Origin of the sequence: Effusibacillus dendaii (assembly GCF_015097055.1) — a bacterium.
In the GTDB taxonomy this organism is placed as follows: Bacteria; Bacillota; Bacilli; order Tumebacillales; family Effusibacillaceae; genus Effusibacillus; species Effusibacillus dendaii.
The window spans coordinates 3,234,632-3,250,225 of record NZ_AP023366.1; the positions used below are offsets into that span (position 1 = coordinate 3,234,632).

Here is a 15,594-nt window from a genome sequence, read left to right on the forward strand (position 1 = left end):
TGCAGAGATTTGTTGAAAGAAGGGTTCCGTTTTGCAAGGTAACAGAGATATTTCCGTTCGTCCGACGGGGTGGACCGATTTTCCGTTTGGTCGCTTGATCCACCGGCTGCCTGGACGAGTGCGATTTCAAATAAACAGATTGCCAGGGAATCAGGCTATGGCCAATCTTATCCGTGACATCTGCGGCCAGATCAACGGGGTCAAACAAGTAACCGTTAATCCTGTCACCGGCCGTATGTTGCTGCTGTTTGATGAAACGAAACTTACCGGAGACCAGTTGCTGGGGCTATTGCTCGAAGCAGACGTACTGTTTGTATCCCAACAGGCGGTAGCGGCTGCGAAAGAAACATCGGCCACAGACGGTCATCCTGTGACTGTAAAGGAGGCCCAAACGGACGCGGGCGCGTCAAACGCTGAGGGATCCGCTGCCGTAGACGGCAACCTTGCAGTCGAAACGGACTGGCATGCGCTTCCGCCGAGCGAAATTGTGGAACGGCTGCACAGTAACAGCAGCAGCGGGCTCGATCGCAACGAAGTGATGGAACGCCGTCGGTTTTTTGGAACGAACGAACTGCCGAAGGTGGAACGTCCAGCTTGGTATCGAACGCTGCTGCGCCAATTTTTTAATTTTACTACGTTTACCATGGTGGGGATCTCGGCGCTGCCTATTTTCCTGGGTCGAATCCGCGATACGGCGGGCGTGCTGCTGGTGCTTGCCGTCAATGCGGTGATCGGCACCTATCAGGAACAGAAGGCGCAAAAAGATGTGGAGGCGTTAAAAAAACTGTCTGTGCATCATGCGAAAGCGATCCGTTCCGGTGAGGAAATCCGGATATTGGCCGATCAACTGGTGCCGGGTGACATTTTGCTGTTGGAAGCGGGTGATCGGGTTCCGGCCGATGCCATTTTGGTAGACAGTTCAAATGTCGAAGTTGACGAATCCGCTCTGACAGGTGAATCTCTGCCCGTTCCCAAAATGGCGGCGATTGTATGTGAAACGGAAACTCCCTTGGCGGAACGAAAAAATATGGTCTACATGGGCACCTTGCTGACGCGAGGGCGGGCCCGGGCGATTGTTGTCGCAACAGGCAGACAGACTGAAATGGGACGGTTGACCCACGTTTTGCAGAATGTGGAAAGCAGACCCACGCCACTGCAAAAAAAATTAAACGTGGTGGCCCGAACGCTTGTCATCTCAGCTTTGGCGATTGCGGGCGCGGTAGGCGCCGCCCGCTTTATACAGGGATATTCGTTGATCGATACATTAATGACAGGGGTATCGGTGGCCACAACAGCCATTTCAGAAGGATTGCCGATCATGATTACGGTTGCGCTGGTGACCGGCATGCGCCGGATGGTTCGTCACAAAGCGGTCGTACGGCAGCTGGCGGCACTGGAAACGTTGGCCAAAGTGGACATCATCTGTTGTGACAAAACAGGCACATTGACCACCAATCAAATGACTGTCAGGCAAGTGGTTTGCGGCGAACGGGAATGGAGCGTAACGGGCCACGGCTATCAACGGACAGGAAACTTTCTGGAAAACGGGCAGTCGGTCGAGTCCCGTAGCAACCGGAATTTGGGGTGGATTGCGACGATTGCCGCTGTCTGTAATGATGCATCGATTATGCCTGACGGTCACACATGGGAAATCAAAGGGGATCCGACGGAAGCGGCGCTCTTGGTGGCTGCTGCCAAAGCGGGAATTTTGCAGGATGTGTGCCGCAACGAATGGCAAAGATTGCACGAACTCCCATTTGATTCGGAACGCCGCCGGATGAGCGTTGTTTGCCGAAATCAGATTGGCGAATATTACCTGTTCTGTAAAGGCGCGGTTGATGAATTATTGAAAATATGCGATCATGCATTGACCGAAGAATCGACTCGACCGCTTGATACCCGTTTGCGAACGAAACTGATCGAACAGGAATACAAGGCGGCGGAACAGGGGATGCGGGTGCTTGGGGTTGCCTACAAACGTCTCGATCATTTGCCGTCCACACCTCTTAACGAATGGGAGAGCGGCCTGGTTTTTGGCGGCATGTTTGCGATGATGGACCCGTTGCGGCAAGATGTGCAAACGAGTATCGAAACATGCAGACAATCGGGGATGGAAGTGGTGATGATTACGGGCGATCACCCAAAAACGGCTCAGGCCATCAGTCGGGAACTGGGATTCGTGTGCAGTGATCAGCAGATTTTGTCCGGTACCGAATTGGATCGCATGTCAGATGAGGAACTGATGAAAGCCACCCGTCAAATCAAAATATATAGCCGTGTTTCGCCAGCCGGAAAGCAGCGAATTGTGTCCGCCCTGCAAAAACGCGGCCTGGTCGTGGCGATGACCGGTGACGGTGTGAATGATGCGCCTGCGCTGAAACAAGCGGATGTTGGCATCGCGCTTGGTTCAGGCACGGATGTGGCAAAAGAATCATCCGCGCTGGTGCTCGCAAACGATCATTTCAGCGCGATTGTAAAAGCGATCCGGCAGGGCAGAACGGTGCTCAGCAATATTCGCAGCACCATCGGATACATATTTACAGGCAACTTGGCTGAAGTTTTGTACGCATCGTTAGTAGTGGCAGCCGGATTGCCGTTGCCGCTGATGCCGCTGCAGATGATGCTGATGAACATTCTGACCGACTCGTTGCCGACCCTGATTATGACGCTTGGACAGCCATCGGCGAGACGCAACCAGCAATCGGTTGAACGGTTGCCTTCCGTTCGCGATGTATTCGATTCGACGCTGCTTACCCGTGTCACAGCAGGCGGGCTGCCTGTTGGTCTGGCTACAGCCGCTTTGTTTATCGGCGTACTGGCGATCACCCACAACCCGGCGCTCGCCAGTACGATGGCGTTGGCTGCTCTGGCGCTGGGAAAATTGGCTCTGGTGCCCGAGTGGCGGCGTGCCAGCGGCAGCGCAAGCTTGCGGCAGGATTACATGATGCTGACTACGCTTGCCGTTTCCTTGACCGGACTTTTGGCGTCGATCTATTTGCCGCAGCTGCGCGGCGTGTTCAACAGTGTTCCATTGGGTGTCCATCATTGGGCGGTGATTGCGGCATCCGTATTTACGGCAAGGCGGCTGGCTGAGCCGTTAACCCGCATGGCATTGGGACTGGTTCGTTATGTGGCTCTACTGGGACAGTCGATTCGATTCAGCTCCGCTGTCGGTCGTTACACGGCTGCTTCGCATACCGGCTGCCAATAGGAAACAAATCAACAGCAGTGCGGCTAAAAAGTAAAGTCCCGCTTCCACTTTTCCGGTGGAAGTCTTCAAGAATCCAATCGCGTAAGGCCCCAGGAAACCGCCCAGATTTCCTACCGAGTTAATAACGGCGATTCCCACTGCGGCGGCCGCTTCGCTGAGAAACAACGCCGGCAGGGACCAAAACGGGCCAAAGAAACTGAAAATGCCCACCGTCGCCAGACTCATCATCAGAATCGAAATAACAGGATCTGTTGTTATTCCGCAACCGATCAATCCGATCGCGCCAATGAACGGAGGAATCGCTGTATGCCAGCGCCGTTCCCCCGTTCGGTCCGATCGACGGCCCCAGTAAATCATGGCGATCGCGCCGGCTATATAAGGAAGCATCGCGATTAAACCGACCTCAGTATTCGTCAGTAATTTGGAGAATGATTTAATAATCGTCGGCATCCAGAAATTGATGCCGTATAATCCGGTGACCAGCGTAAAGTACACCAGGGCAAGATACCATACTCGCGGATTGGCCAAAACCTGTTTGGTAGACAGGGTGTTCCGATTCGCCTTTGCCTCTTGTTCCTTCCGCAATTCGGTCAGCAACCACTGTTTTTCTTCTTCTGTCAGCCAGTTGGCGTGTTCAGGGCGATCGGTCAAGTAGAAGTAGGTAATAATGCCAAAAATGACAGCCGGCAGCCCTTCGATAATAAACAGCCAGCGCCATCCCGGCATACCCGCCCAATGGATATGGTCCATAATCCAGGTGGAGAGGGGAGCGCCAATAATGTTGGAGACTGTCAGGGCGGTCATAAACAGAGCGAACGCGCGGGCCTGTTCCTTTCGCCGAAACCAATATGTGATATACAGAATAATGCCGGGGAAAAACCCTGCTTCCGCCAACCCCAGTACAAATCGCAAAATGTACATGTGAGTCGCGTTTTGCGCCCAGGCGGTAATGATGACGACAATTCCCCAACTGATCAAAATGCGCGCGATCCAAATGCGTGCTCCGATGCGGTGCATCAGAATATTGCTGGGAACTTCGAAAAGGAAATAGCCAATAAAGAAAATTCCGGAAATTAACCCCATAACGGTACTCGTTAAACCTAACGCCTTGTTCATGTCGAGCGCCGCATAGCCGATGTTCACCCGGTCCAAAAACGAAATGATGTACAACACAAAAATATACGGAATAATGCGGTAACTTATTTTTCTGATGGTACGCTGTTCAATTGTTTGCACGCTCTGCACCGGCGGTTCCCCCTACATAAAAAAATTGGCATACTTAAAAAATAAATATTCTGATAACAATATAATATTTCAACAATACGGAAAATAGCAAGCGGCCTTCTCGCGGTTCAGCTTGTTTGCATGGGAAAAAAGCCTTCACGAAAAGGCTTTCGAATAGAGCTGCGAATTGTCTGATTCGCTGAAGTGTTTACTTAATGAGGTTTTCGAAAAAAGTAATGTGCCTGATTATTGTAAAGGCGGTTCGTTCGGCGCGTTCGGATTTCCTCCCGCTTCCCGTACCTGATCGACCAAATCCAAAACTGCGGCAGTTCCTTTGACAGCGGCCCGCCGGGTAGCTTTCCGCGCTTCCGGGGAAACGGCCAGAATGACAGCCACCGCAGTCAGTGCGATACCGAATGGGGACCGAAAAAAACGCATCATGAACAAACGCCTCCAACAGGTAGATTCAACTGGCTGATTCAACCAATCGAGTAAAGCATTCCCGCTTATGACCAATTTATGCAGGGCAATTACTCATAAAAATTGGTGGTGCCGTACATACTACCCGCTATTAAACAACCCTGCAAAATAATGGATAAGGAGAAAGCCGATGCTGACCGTCTCTGAAAACGGGCGCTCGCTTCGCTGCCTGCCCGGGCGTGTTCGAATCGAAATCAATGGATTGAAGAACAATCCCCTGTTACGGGATCTTATCGCCCGGCGATTTGGCCAGATAGAGGGAGTGACGACTGTAAAGGCGTGCCTGGTGACAGGGAGAGTGCTGCTCTGTTATGACGAAAATCGCGTTTCGTTCGGTAAACTGTATGAGACTGTACAGGCGTTGGAAAACCAGCACGAGCAAGTAACAAAAATGGAGCAGGAAGTCGCGGTTGCCCGCCAGTCGATGGTGGCGGAAACAAGCTCCATTTTTATACCGCAGCCGACCCATCCCCCCCTTCCAAACGGCGATCGTGTCCCGTCTGAAAAAAAAATTCCGGTGCCATTGATCGCATCTGTCGCCGGATTGGGAGTCATCGGCATCAAACAGTTGTTGACCGGCGGAGCCTCCGCATTGGCGCAAAATCTGCCGCTTTTTTATCTGTCCGGCCTGGTTGCCATTGTCTCGGGCTATCCGTCGATCAGCCGAACCATCCAAAGAATCATGCCGGTTGCGGATCAGAAATTCAATCCGATTTTTGCAGGTGCGCTGATTCTTGCTCTGCTTCGCGAAAATTTGCCTGTACTCGGTACGCTCAGTCTCATCCAATACCTCAATTGGAAACGGGAGTGCGCTTTACGAAACGGAACTTTGCAAACCACCCGTCCGGAGTCGGACACGGCTGTGCAAAGATACTGTCAAACAGCCGAAAAAAGAGGATTTCTGTTAGCCGCAGCCACACTGCTTTTGACCCGCAGCCCGCTTGTCAGCCTGGCTGTCCTGTTGGCGTCGAATCCCCGACCGGCCGCCATGTCTGAAGAATATGCCTGGAACCAGGCAGCATTAACAGCGGCGGAACGGGAGTATCCACTGCCTGAAAACGGATCGATCGAGCAGATGGCACGTACCCGATTGCTTTTGGTCGAAGACACGTCGCTTCTTTTTCGTATTGATCCGGAAGCGGCAATTGAATGTGTTGCGGACGGCGATGATGAGGCAAAAATATGGTGCGAAACGGCCGCTCTTCTGCGCAAAAGCGATCATCCGTGGAAAGCGGAGGTGATTCGCAATGCGGAAGCAACCGGTCGGACGATGCGGACCGCTTTTTACGTGGAGGAAGAACCGCAAGGCGTCAAAGGCATGATTAACGGAACCGAGTTTTTGATAGGCGAGAAACATTTCATAATAAAGAACCATGTGGATTGGAAAGAATATGAACAGACGAGCAGGCAGTTGGAAGAGGAAGGATACCAGATTCAGTTTGTGGCAAAACAGATGGCCCGCCGGAAAGTATGCATGGGAGTGCTGTATCGCAAAACGGGGAACTGCACACCTGAATATTACAGGCTGACCGATTTGTGCCGCGAGCATCAAATGCAGCTTGCCGTTTGGAAAAACAGTCTGCGCATCGACAGGCAAACGCTGCGCAAACATGGAATTCGGCACGGATGGTTATCCTGTCCGGAAGAATGGGCGATCAGGCGAATCGCGCGGTTACGGCAGCGGGGGGAAGAAGTGATGCTCGTTTCGGGAAATGTATCCCCGTTTTTACCTGTGCGGGTTCCGACTGTCCCGATCCGGCAAATCGGGGAAACCGGTCCGGTTTTCCAATATTCCCGCCGAATCGGGCGGATGATTCAGCATCATTTGGCTGCAACGAAATGTTGGAATCTGCTGGGGCTTTTGTCCATATTTTTTTACGGGGTTTCGGCTGTTGTAATAAATGCGCTGTCAGATGCGGTGATGCTGTTGTTTCTGGCCCGATCGAAATGGATTTGCGAAAAAGGCGGGCCGCGGTCGGGGGCTTCAGATGAAACGCTGCCACGAGCTGGCTTCAGCCAGTTAGCTATCTAAACGGTTGAATATGCATACAGGAGGTTTTCACTGTGCCATCGACAAAACTAAAGAAAGTTGTGACAGGTGTTGCGCTCACGCTGGCTGCACCGGTCGTCTTGCCGATCGCCAAAAACGTCCTGCAGCCTTTGTTGGTGCTCGGCCGCAAGGGAGCTTCCGAACTGGCGAACCGGACGCGGTATGCGATGGAATATACGCGCGAAGAAATTGAAGACTTCATTGCGGAAGCGCAATTCGAACGTATGAAAAGAAAATTTGACAGAGAACTGGGTTTGACACCGGAAGAAAATAAATAACGGAAGGATGCCGGAAAATGGAAACTACACAAACGATAGAAGCAGGCACGGAGCAAACGATTGACGATCATCTGCGCATTGCGCTCTTCCATTTGGAAACCGCTTTAGACAAAAGCCTCACGGAGGTATTGGCAAACCAGGACCGAAAAAAGGAAATCGGGCAAAAGTGGGAACAGTTTCTCGGCCATTTTTTTAATCAAATTCGGGAAAAGGGTAAGCAGCATCGTGTCAATCTGCTCAGTTGGATTTCTTTCCCGAGATTCCGCTAGGCAGGCGGGATTGACCTGAAAAACAGGACTGTTCCGGCAAGCGGTTTTCGCTGCTTGCCGAGACGGTCCTGTTTGCGTTGTAAGAGGAACTTACGTAAAGCGTTTCACATACAGGAACAAATCTATTCTGTTTAATGACCGCATTGTGTAATTTTAAAATATTACGACAGTTAGAATCGATTTATCAAAATGGGGAGGATGCCGAATGACAATCGAATTAGGGGTACTGACAGCCCATGTGCCACGTATTTGCGACAAGGATAAAGTTCCGGATTTTCAAAAAGAGATGGTAGAGTCGATGAATCAGGTTGCGCAAACCATTTCCAATTTGAAACCGGACGTGATTGTGCTTGTTTCCACACATTGGACGGGAACCTTCCATCATTTTGTCGATGCGACTCCGCTTCATAAAGGAATTTTGACAGCGGTGGAATGTCCGGAATTGATTTCGGATGTTCATTATTTCTATCCGGGCGATCATCAGTTGGGCAGTCAACTGGCAGAAGCCGGCAAGGAATTGGGAATTCCGGTGGTTGCCATAAATGACCCTACTTATATTTGGGATTACGGTACACTGGTTCCGCTTCGGTATCTGGTTCCCAATGAAGATATTCCGGTTGTCGAGCTGTCGATTAACTGGTCGGCCAGTTTGGATGAAACGTATGAGTGGGGAAAGGCGATCGGCAGGGTGATGCGGAACAGTGAGAAGCGGTGCGTGTTTGTATCGAGCGGCGCATTGGCGCACAATTTGGTGCGGGGTCCTGAGAAAATGCCGACATTGTCCGAACGGGCGTTGGAAAATCAGTTTATCGAGTATATGGTAAAAGGTGAGGCGATTTCTGCCAGGGAGATGCTTCCGCAGTTTGCCCGCGCCGCCGGAGTGGAATCGGGTGGACGCCACCTTGCCATGCTGCTTGGCGTGTTGGAGCCGGGATTCCGAGGGCAATTTCTGGGGTATGGACCGTCATCCGGGAGCGGCAATGCGATTATGACTTTTTCACTGAACCAGGCCGCCGAGAAAGTTTCCTGATCGCAACTGGACAAAGGGGTAGATGGGGATGACGCACAAATCGTTGTCTGCAGTAGCAGTAGCAGAAAAGACAACCGAACTGAGGGAGTTTGACATACCTGCCATTCCGTCTCACGCAGGGCTCTTGAAGGTAGAAATCGTGGGTGTCTGCGGTACGGACGTGTCCTATTACAAGATGGTGAAAGAGCCGAGAATCCTCGGTCACCATGTGGTGGGACACATTGAGCAAATCGGGGAAGAGGCAGCCAACAGATGGGGAGTAAAGGAAGGCGACCGGGTGGCGATGGAGGAGTATATCCCCTGCGGGCAATGCAGCCATTGCCGTACCGGAATGTATCGGGCCTGCGTGTTTACCGATCCGCGGGCAGGCGGCATCCGCTATGGAGCTGCCCCCATATCGATCCCCCCTTCCCTATGGGGAGGTTTCAGCCAGTATATGTTTAAACGGAAGAGGGAGAACCTATTCAACAGTTGGAGGAGCGGTGATACGGTTATGGCAGCAGGTGAACCGGTTTTTGCGATACGTTATTGTCCCGCTTTCGGACATTCCTTGCAGGACCCGAAAAGCTTTTGGAACGAATTCTGGGTTTCCCGCGATCCGCTTGATCCGGATCATTTTGGAAAACAGAATGTCGGTATCTACCGTTTGCAAGTGCAGGGCCCGGATCGTCTGTCGCTGATGACCATACCCAGCCATGATATGGGAAAGCAAATTATGCTGGCGGAAAAGCATGGCACACCGTTCAAAATTGCCATCATGCTGGGCAATCATCCGGCTATTACGCTGTTTGCAGGAACACCGCTTGGTTATGCCGAATCGGAATATGCATATGCAGCAGCCATGATGGGGGACTCGATCGAGTTGACCCAATCGGGCAATGGGTTGGATATTCTGGCAAACTCCGAAATGGTGATTGAAGCGGAGCTGGTTCATGGAGAGCGCATTTTGGAGGGACCGTTTGGCGAATTTCCGGGGAGTTACAGCGGTGTTCGACGCGCACCGGTTTTCTGCGTGACCGCTGTGTCGCATCGAAAAAATCCCATTTTTGAGAATATCTATATCGGCAAAGGATGGACGGAGCATGATACGTTGATTGGCCTTCATACGTCGGTTCCGATCTATTCCCAATTGCGCGAAACATTTCCGGAAGTGGTGGCTGTCAACGCCTTGTACCAGCACGGATTAACCGGCATCATTTCGGTTAAAAACCGGTTCGGCGGATTTGCCAAATCGGTCGCGCTGCGTGCTCTGGGCACTCCGCACGGCGTCATGTATTTGAAAAATCTGATTATGGTCGATGAAGATGTCGATCCGTTTGACCTGAACCAGGTGATGTGGGCGTTGTCGACACGTACCCGGGCGAATGACATTATGGTGCTGCCCAATATGCCCTTGGTCCCGGTTGACCCTTCAGCGGAAGTATCCGGCAAGGGTCATCGATTGATTATTGATGCCACCAGTTTTGCGCCGCCTGATACCACCGGACATGATGCGCGGATTGTATCGCCGCCCAGCGGCCCTGAAATCGATCGGTTGGTCAAACAGATCCGTTCGCTGCAGGAGGGAATTAGATGAACAGTTGTCCGCGCTGTGAAAATTCCAATACAAGGATGGAACATCGAGGGAAAAAGGGGAACCGGGTGATTTGGACCGTTTACTGTTGCAACGACTGTTCTTTCAGTTGGCGGGACAGTGAACCACAGGAAACAATTAATCCCCAAAAGAGGGATCCGTTTTTTCAAGTCGACCTGGACCGTTTCGATAAATATCCGGTCGTTCTGCCGCCCGGATTGATTTAGACATGAAAATCATCGTCGGAATGTCTGGTGCCACAGGCGCTATTTTTGGTATTCGAATGTTGGAAGAATTAAAGGCACAGGGTGTGGAAACGCATCTTGTCATGTCGAAATGGGCGGAGGCTACCATCCGGTTAGAGACTTCGCACAGCGTGGAGGAAGTCAAGAAGCTGGCTTCTTATACGTATTCGCCGATGGATCAAGCGGCGCCCATTTCGAGCGGTTCCTTTCGGGTCGATGGGATGGTGATCGCCCCTTGCAGCATGAAAACACTCGCTTCGATCCGCACCGGTTATGCGGGAGATTTGCTCGGACGGGCGGCGGACGTCATGCTGAAAGAAAGAAAAAAGCTGGTTCTGCTGGTAAGGGAAACGCCATTTAACGATATTCATCTGGAGAATATGCTGGCGTTGTCGCGCATGGGTGCTGTCATGCTGCCGCCAGTGCCTGCTTTTTATAATCGGCCGTCATCGATTGACGAGTTAGTCAACCATATTGTAGCCCGCACTTTGGATCAGTTTGGGATTGACAGTCACCTGACAAAACGGTGGAAAAGCGGGGAAGATCAGAAGGAGTTGGAGAGAGGATGAATGCCGCTTGTCGATTAAAGTGTTCGTGGAATATAAGGTGAAGCCGGAACGTCGGGAAGAATACTTGAACAGCCTGCCGCAGCTGAGACAGAAACTTGAAAGCAGCGGCGCTCTGAACGTCCGGTTTTTTGCCGGAACTGACCAGCCGCTGTTGTATGTGGAAGAGTTCTTTGTAAGCGGGATGGAACAGTATGAAACGATGAAACAGGCGCGAATCAGCCAAGCAGATGATTTCTGGGTCGAACAATCGAAACATGTGGAAGGCGGTCTGCAGAAAATCCACATCTGGGCGTTTTCGGAAATCGAAACTGAAAATAGAAAATGATGGGGGATGGGCGTGGGAGAATTACTGGCTATTTTGGCACTCGTGTTGTTCTCTTCAAACATTATTTTGACAAAGGTTGCTGCGTCCCGCTTAAGTCTCAACCTGGGTTTCCTGATCTCCGTTTCGGTTAACGTACTGTTTTCCGCATTGATCTTACTGGTTCAGTTTTTGTTCAGACCTGATCAAATCAACTGGAACACGATCGGTTTTTTACTGTTTTTGTTGTCCGGTTTTTTTAATACGTATCTGGGGCGGTGGTTTTTCTTCGACTCGATTGACAAGTTGGGACCGGCCAAAGCGAGCGCTTTCCAGATCAGCAACCCCTTATTTACTGTCCTGATTGCATGTGTGTTTCTCGGCGAACGATTAACTCTGCTTGACGGGATTGCCATTCTGACCGTTTTGGCAGGGTTGTTTCTGATCAGCTACGTACCGCGCGCATTTGCCAAAAAAGAGGTGGCGGCAACCGATCAACACATCATGGATCTGGAGCCGGAGGCGCGTCAACCGGGAACGATCAGCAGGAAAAAAACGGTGCTCATGCAATCTGGAATCTTCCTGGCTCTTTCCAGCACGTTTTCCTATGCGGTTGGAAATGTGTTGAGGGGAGCGGCGATTCACGACTGGAACCAGCCGATTTTAGGAGCTTTATTGGGAGCTGTCAGCGGTCTGGCTTTGCATTTTTTGACCAATTCGGGCACGCGGACAATCTGGCGTGATGTGAAGCGGGCAGACCGAAAAGGGCTCGTCATGTATATTGTCAGCGGAATGATGACGATATCGGCGCAGATTTGCGTCATTGCCTCCATGTGGTACATACCGGTATCGTTGGCCAACTTGATCACCATGTCGACACCTCTGTTGGTGACACCCATGAGCTATTTTCTGCTGAAAAACCAAGAGGGACTGACGGTCAGAACCGTAAGTGGAATCGGGCTGGTGTTGATTGGGATCACCGCCATTGTGCTGATGTAAAATGGAAGGTTTTCAGGCGTTGTTCCACATACGAGAACGAACAGCTTCAGTTTGCAAGCCGCTTTTTGTATTTTGAAAAAAATGCCTGTGATCTTTCGGCTCGATTGCAGGTACAAAACTGTTACTTATCACGGGAGAGTGTTTCTATGGCTACGCAAACTGCAGGAACAAAGGTAAAAGCAATTGATTGTCTGCACTTTATTGACGGGCAGTATGTTCCTTCCCGCAACGGAAAAACATTTGCCAACATCAACCCGGCCACGGGTGAAGTATTGGGCACGGTGGCCGAAGGAGGCCGCGAAGAAGTCGATTTGGCCGTACAGGCGGCGAGAAAAGCGCTGAAGGGCCCCTGGAAAAAGATGACTGCCCATGATCGCGGTGCTGTTTTGCGTCGAATTGGTGACCTGATTTTGGAACGGAAAGATGAATTGGCGATGCTGGAGACGTTGGACACAGGAAAACCGCTGTGGCTCTCGAACAGTGTGGATATACCGAGAGCGGCCTATAACTTTCATTTTTTTGCGGATTATATCCGCGCATTGGGAACGGAAGCGTTTCAACAGGATGATGTGGCAATCAACTATTCCATTCGCCGGCCGGTAGGCGTAGTAGGATTGATTAATCCCTGGAACCTGCCACTGCTGCTGCTGACTTGGAAGCTGGCACCCTGTTTGGCGGCTGGCAACACCACGGTGATGAAACCGGCTGAATTGACCCCTATGACGGCCACGGTTCTGGCTGAAATTTGCCGCGATGCAGGAGTGCCTGACGGTGTGGTCAACCTGGTGCACGGATTCGGACCGGATTCGGCAGGTGCCGCTTTGACTGAACATCCGGATGTGAATGCGATCTCCTTCACAGGAGAAACGACGACCGGTAAAATTATTATGTCGGCGGCCGCCAAAACACTGAAACGACTTTCCTACGAACTGGGCGGCAAAAATCCAAATATTATTTTCGCCGACTCCGATTTGGATGAAGTGATTGAAACCACCATCAAATCAAGCTTTATTAATCAAGGAGAAGTTTGCCTCTGCGGCTCCCGAATTTATGTGGAGCGTACCGCGTATGACCAATTTGTAGAAAAGTTTGTTGCAAAAACCAAACAGTTGACCGTTGGCGACCCGTTTGATCCCAATACGAAGGTGGGCGCTTTGATCAGCGAGGAGCATTTTGACCGCGTCAACAGCTATATTCAGCTGGCGAAACAGGAAGGCGGCCAAATTCTGACGGGCGGCAAGCGTCCGGAGAGTTTGCAGCAGGGATATTATCTGGAACCGACGATCATTACCGGACTGGACAACAGCTGCCGGGTGGTACGGGAAGAGATTTTTGGACCGGTTGTGACGATTACGCCGTTTGACCGGGAAGAGGAAGTGATCGAGTTGGCGAACGATACCCACTACGGATTGAGCGCCAGTCTTTGGACGAACGATCTGCGGCGGGCGCACCGGGTAGCCGGGCAGATCGAAGCAGGGATTATCTGGGTGAACACCTGGTTCCTGCGCGATCTGCGTACACCGTTTGGCGGCATGAAGCAAAGTGGTATCGGCCGTGAGGGTGGAATGCACAGTTTCGAATTTTATTCCGAGCTTTCCAATATTTGTATTAAGTTGTAGGTTGGAGGGACGATTCGTGGCACACATTGACGAGAATAAAATCAATCGATTTGCCGATCACCTGGCAGCGGCGGAAGAAACCCGCAGCGGGGTTTCCCCGTTGCTGGAACTGGATCCGCAGTTGACGACCGAAGAGGCGTACCGGGTGCAACTGGTTACGATCGAACGTAAAACAGCTACAGGGCAACGGATTGTCGGCAAGAAAATCGGCCTGACATCGCTTGCCATGCAGACGATGCTGGGAGTTGATCAGCCGGATTACGGACATCTGCTTGACGGCATGGTCGTCGAAAATGGCAGCTCCATTCCGTTTCATCGGGTTCTGCAGCCAAAGGTAGAAGCTGAAATTGCGTTTGTTTTAAAAAGGGATCTTACAGGACCCCGCGTGACAACGCTAGACGTGCTGCAGGCGACCGATTATGTGCTGCCTGCGCTTGAGATTGTAGACAGCCGTATAAAAGATTGGAAGATCAAACTGCAGGACACGATCGCCGACAATGCATCATCCGGACTCTATGTGCTGGGCGGCAAGCCTGTTGCGGTAGATCGGGTAGATCTGGCGCAGATCGGCATGGCTTTGTACAAAAACGGCGAACTGATGAACACCGGCGTGGGTGCCGCCGCCCTCGGCCATCCCGCCTATTGTGTCGCTTGGCTGGCAAACAAACTGTCTGAGTTCGACATTGTGTTGAAAGCGGGCGAAGTGATTCTGTCAGGGGCTCTATCTGCAGCGGTCAACGCCGAACCGGGAGACCATTTTCAGGCCAGGCTGGCCCATTTGGGGGCTGTGTCGGTCAGTTTCACTGATTGAGAAGGCAAAACGGAGAGGGGATGTTTACAATGGGCAAAATGAAAGCGGCTATCATCGGCTCTGGCAATATCGGGACGGACTTGATGATTAAATTGCAGCGGTCACCCGTTTTGGAAATGACGGCGATGATCGGGATTGATCCGGATTCGGACGGCTTGCGAAGAGCGAAAGAATTCGGGTATGCAGCGATTGATACGGGGATTGACGGTTTTTTGGAGCAGCCGGATCTGGCCGATATCGTATTTGACGCCACATCGGCAAAAGCGCACATGCATCATGCCAAACTGTTGCGGGAAGCGGGGAAACTGGCAATCGACCTGACTCCAGCTGCCATAGGGCCGTTTGTGGTGCCAACTGTCAATCTGGGATCGCATCTGGAAGAAATGAATATTAACATGATCACCTGCGGCGGTCAGGCTACAATCCCGATTGTGCACGCCATTAACCGCGTTTGTCCGGTTGAATACGCGGAGATCGTCGCCACCATTTCCAGTCGCAGCGCCGGTCCTGGTACGCGCGCCAACATTGACGAGTTTACGGAAACGACGGCACACGGCATCGAACAGATCGGCGGAGCCAAAAAAGGCAAAGCGATCATTATCTTGAATCCGGCGGAACCGCCTATTTTGATGCGGAATACGGTGCATGCCCTGGTGCAGGAGGGAGCCGTGGATCAGTCGGCAATTGCCCGCTCGATTGAGGAAATGGTGCAGTCGGTCCAGTCGTATGTTCCTGGCTATCGGCTGCGGACAGAGCCGATTTTTGATGGAAACAGGTTGACGGTATTCTTGGAAGTAGAGGGCGCAGGCGATTATCTGCCGAAGTATTCCGGCAATCTGGACATCATGACGGCTGCAGCTGTGAAAGTGGCGGAAGAGTTTGCCAGACACCGGCTTGCAAAAGCGGTTGTTTAACGCAAAGGGGGCGCAGTAGAG

At 51.7% G+C, this 15,594-nt stretch carries 15 protein-coding genes; 13 read left to right on the plus strand and 2 right to left on the minus strand.

Translation table 11 applies throughout. From position 1 onward, the window contains the following. Nucleotides 1-31: 31 nt before the first annotated feature. Nucleotides 32-3,211, plus strand: coding sequence for a cation-translocating P-type ATPase (locus skT53_RS17165; RefSeq protein ID WP_200758996.1), 3,180 nt, complete (start codon nt 32-34; stop codon nt 3,209-3,211). On the opposite strand, the gene skT53_RS17170 is transcribed toward skT53_RS17165, so the two are convergent. Both skT53_RS17170 and skT53_RS17175 read right to left on the minus strand, forming a co-directional pair. Next, complete coding sequence (locus skT53_RS17170) at nt 3,137-4,456, minus strand: MFS transporter (RefSeq protein WP_200758997.1); 1,320 nt, start codon at nt 4,454-4,456, stop codon at nt 3,137-3,139. The genes skT53_RS17165 and skT53_RS17170 overlap by 75 nt on opposite strands. 225 nt (nt 4,457-4,681) lie before the next feature. After that, nucleotides 4,682-4,876 carry a hypothetical protein gene (locus tag skT53_RS17175; protein WP_226375270.1) on the minus strand — a complete coding sequence of 65 codons (195 nt, stop codon included), beginning with the start codon at nt 4,874-4,876 and terminating at the stop codon, nt 4,682-4,684. A 169-nt stretch (nt 4,877-5,045) separates the two neighbouring features. On the opposite strand from skT53_RS17175, the gene skT53_RS17180 reads away from it, so the two are divergent. The 12 genes from skT53_RS17180 (at nt 5,046) to skT53_RS17235 (ending at nt 15,573) form a co-directional block, all read left to right on the plus strand. Continuing rightward, a complete protein-coding gene (locus tag skT53_RS17180; RefSeq protein ID WP_200758998.1) occupies nt 5,046-6,947 on the plus strand; it encodes an HMA2 domain-containing protein in 1,902 nt (633 codons plus the stop codon). 32 nt (nt 6,948-6,979) lie between these two features. Then, nucleotides 6,980-7,243 carry a DUF5132 domain-containing protein gene (locus skT53_RS17185; RefSeq protein WP_200758999.1) on the plus strand — a complete coding sequence of 88 codons (264 nt, stop codon included), beginning with the start codon at nt 6,980-6,982 and terminating at the stop codon, nt 7,241-7,243. A 17-nt stretch (nt 7,244-7,260) separates the two neighbouring features. Next, nucleotides 7,261-7,512, plus strand: coding sequence for a hypothetical protein (locus tag skT53_RS17190; protein WP_200759000.1), 252 nt, complete (start codon nt 7,261-7,263; stop codon nt 7,510-7,512). Nucleotides 7,513-7,717: 205 nt separating this feature from the next. Beyond that, nucleotides 7,718-8,542, plus strand: coding sequence for a DODA-type extradiol aromatic ring-opening family dioxygenase (locus skT53_RS17195; RefSeq protein ID WP_200759001.1), 825 nt, complete (start codon nt 7,718-7,720; stop codon nt 8,540-8,542). Nucleotides 8,543-8,570: 28 nt separating this feature from the next. Further along, the gene (locus skT53_RS17200; protein WP_200759002.1) at nt 8,571-10,118 is read left to right on the plus strand and encodes a UbiD family decarboxylase; all 1,548 of its coding nucleotides are present in this window, start codon (nt 8,571-8,573) and stop codon (nt 10,116-10,118) included. Next, on the plus strand, nt 10,115-10,342 hold the full coding sequence (locus skT53_RS17205) for a non-oxidative hydroxyarylic acid decarboxylases subunit D (RefSeq protein WP_200759003.1): 228 nt from the start codon (nt 10,115-10,117) through the stop codon (nt 10,340-10,342). Before skT53_RS17200 ends, skT53_RS17205 begins: the two co-directional genes overlap by 4 nt. A gap of 2 nt (nt 10,343-10,344) precedes the next feature. After that, a complete protein-coding gene (locus skT53_RS17210) occupies nt 10,345-10,929 on the plus strand; it encodes a non-oxidative hydroxyarylic acid decarboxylases subunit B (RefSeq protein WP_200759004.1) in 585 nt (194 codons plus the stop codon). Nucleotides 10,930-10,936: 7 nt separating this feature from the next. Then, nucleotides 10,937-11,254 (plus strand): MFS transporter, encoded by a 318-nt coding sequence (locus skT53_RS17215; protein WP_200759005.1) that lies wholly within the window; start codon nt 10,937-10,939, stop codon nt 11,252-11,254. Nucleotides 11,255-11,266: 12 nt separating this feature from the next. After that, nucleotides 11,267-12,229: a DMT family transporter gene (locus skT53_RS17220; protein WP_200759006.1), complete on the plus strand. Its 963-nt coding sequence runs from the start codon at nt 11,267-11,269 to the stop codon at nt 12,227-12,229. A gap of 146 nt (nt 12,230-12,375) precedes the next feature. Continuing rightward, complete coding sequence (locus tag skT53_RS17225; protein ID WP_200759007.1) at nt 12,376-13,848, plus strand: aldehyde dehydrogenase; 1,473 nt, start codon at nt 12,376-12,378, stop codon at nt 13,846-13,848. A 25-nt stretch (nt 13,849-13,873) separates the two neighbouring features. After that, entirely contained in the window at nt 13,874-14,659 is a 786-nt protein-coding gene (locus tag skT53_RS17230; protein WP_200761045.1) for a 2-keto-4-pentenoate hydratase, read from the plus strand. A 29-nt stretch (nt 14,660-14,688) separates the two neighbouring features. After that, entirely contained in the window at nt 14,689-15,573 is an 885-nt protein-coding gene (locus skT53_RS17235; protein WP_200759008.1) for an acetaldehyde dehydrogenase (acetylating), read from the plus strand. Nucleotides 15,574-15,594 lie beyond the last annotated feature (21 nt).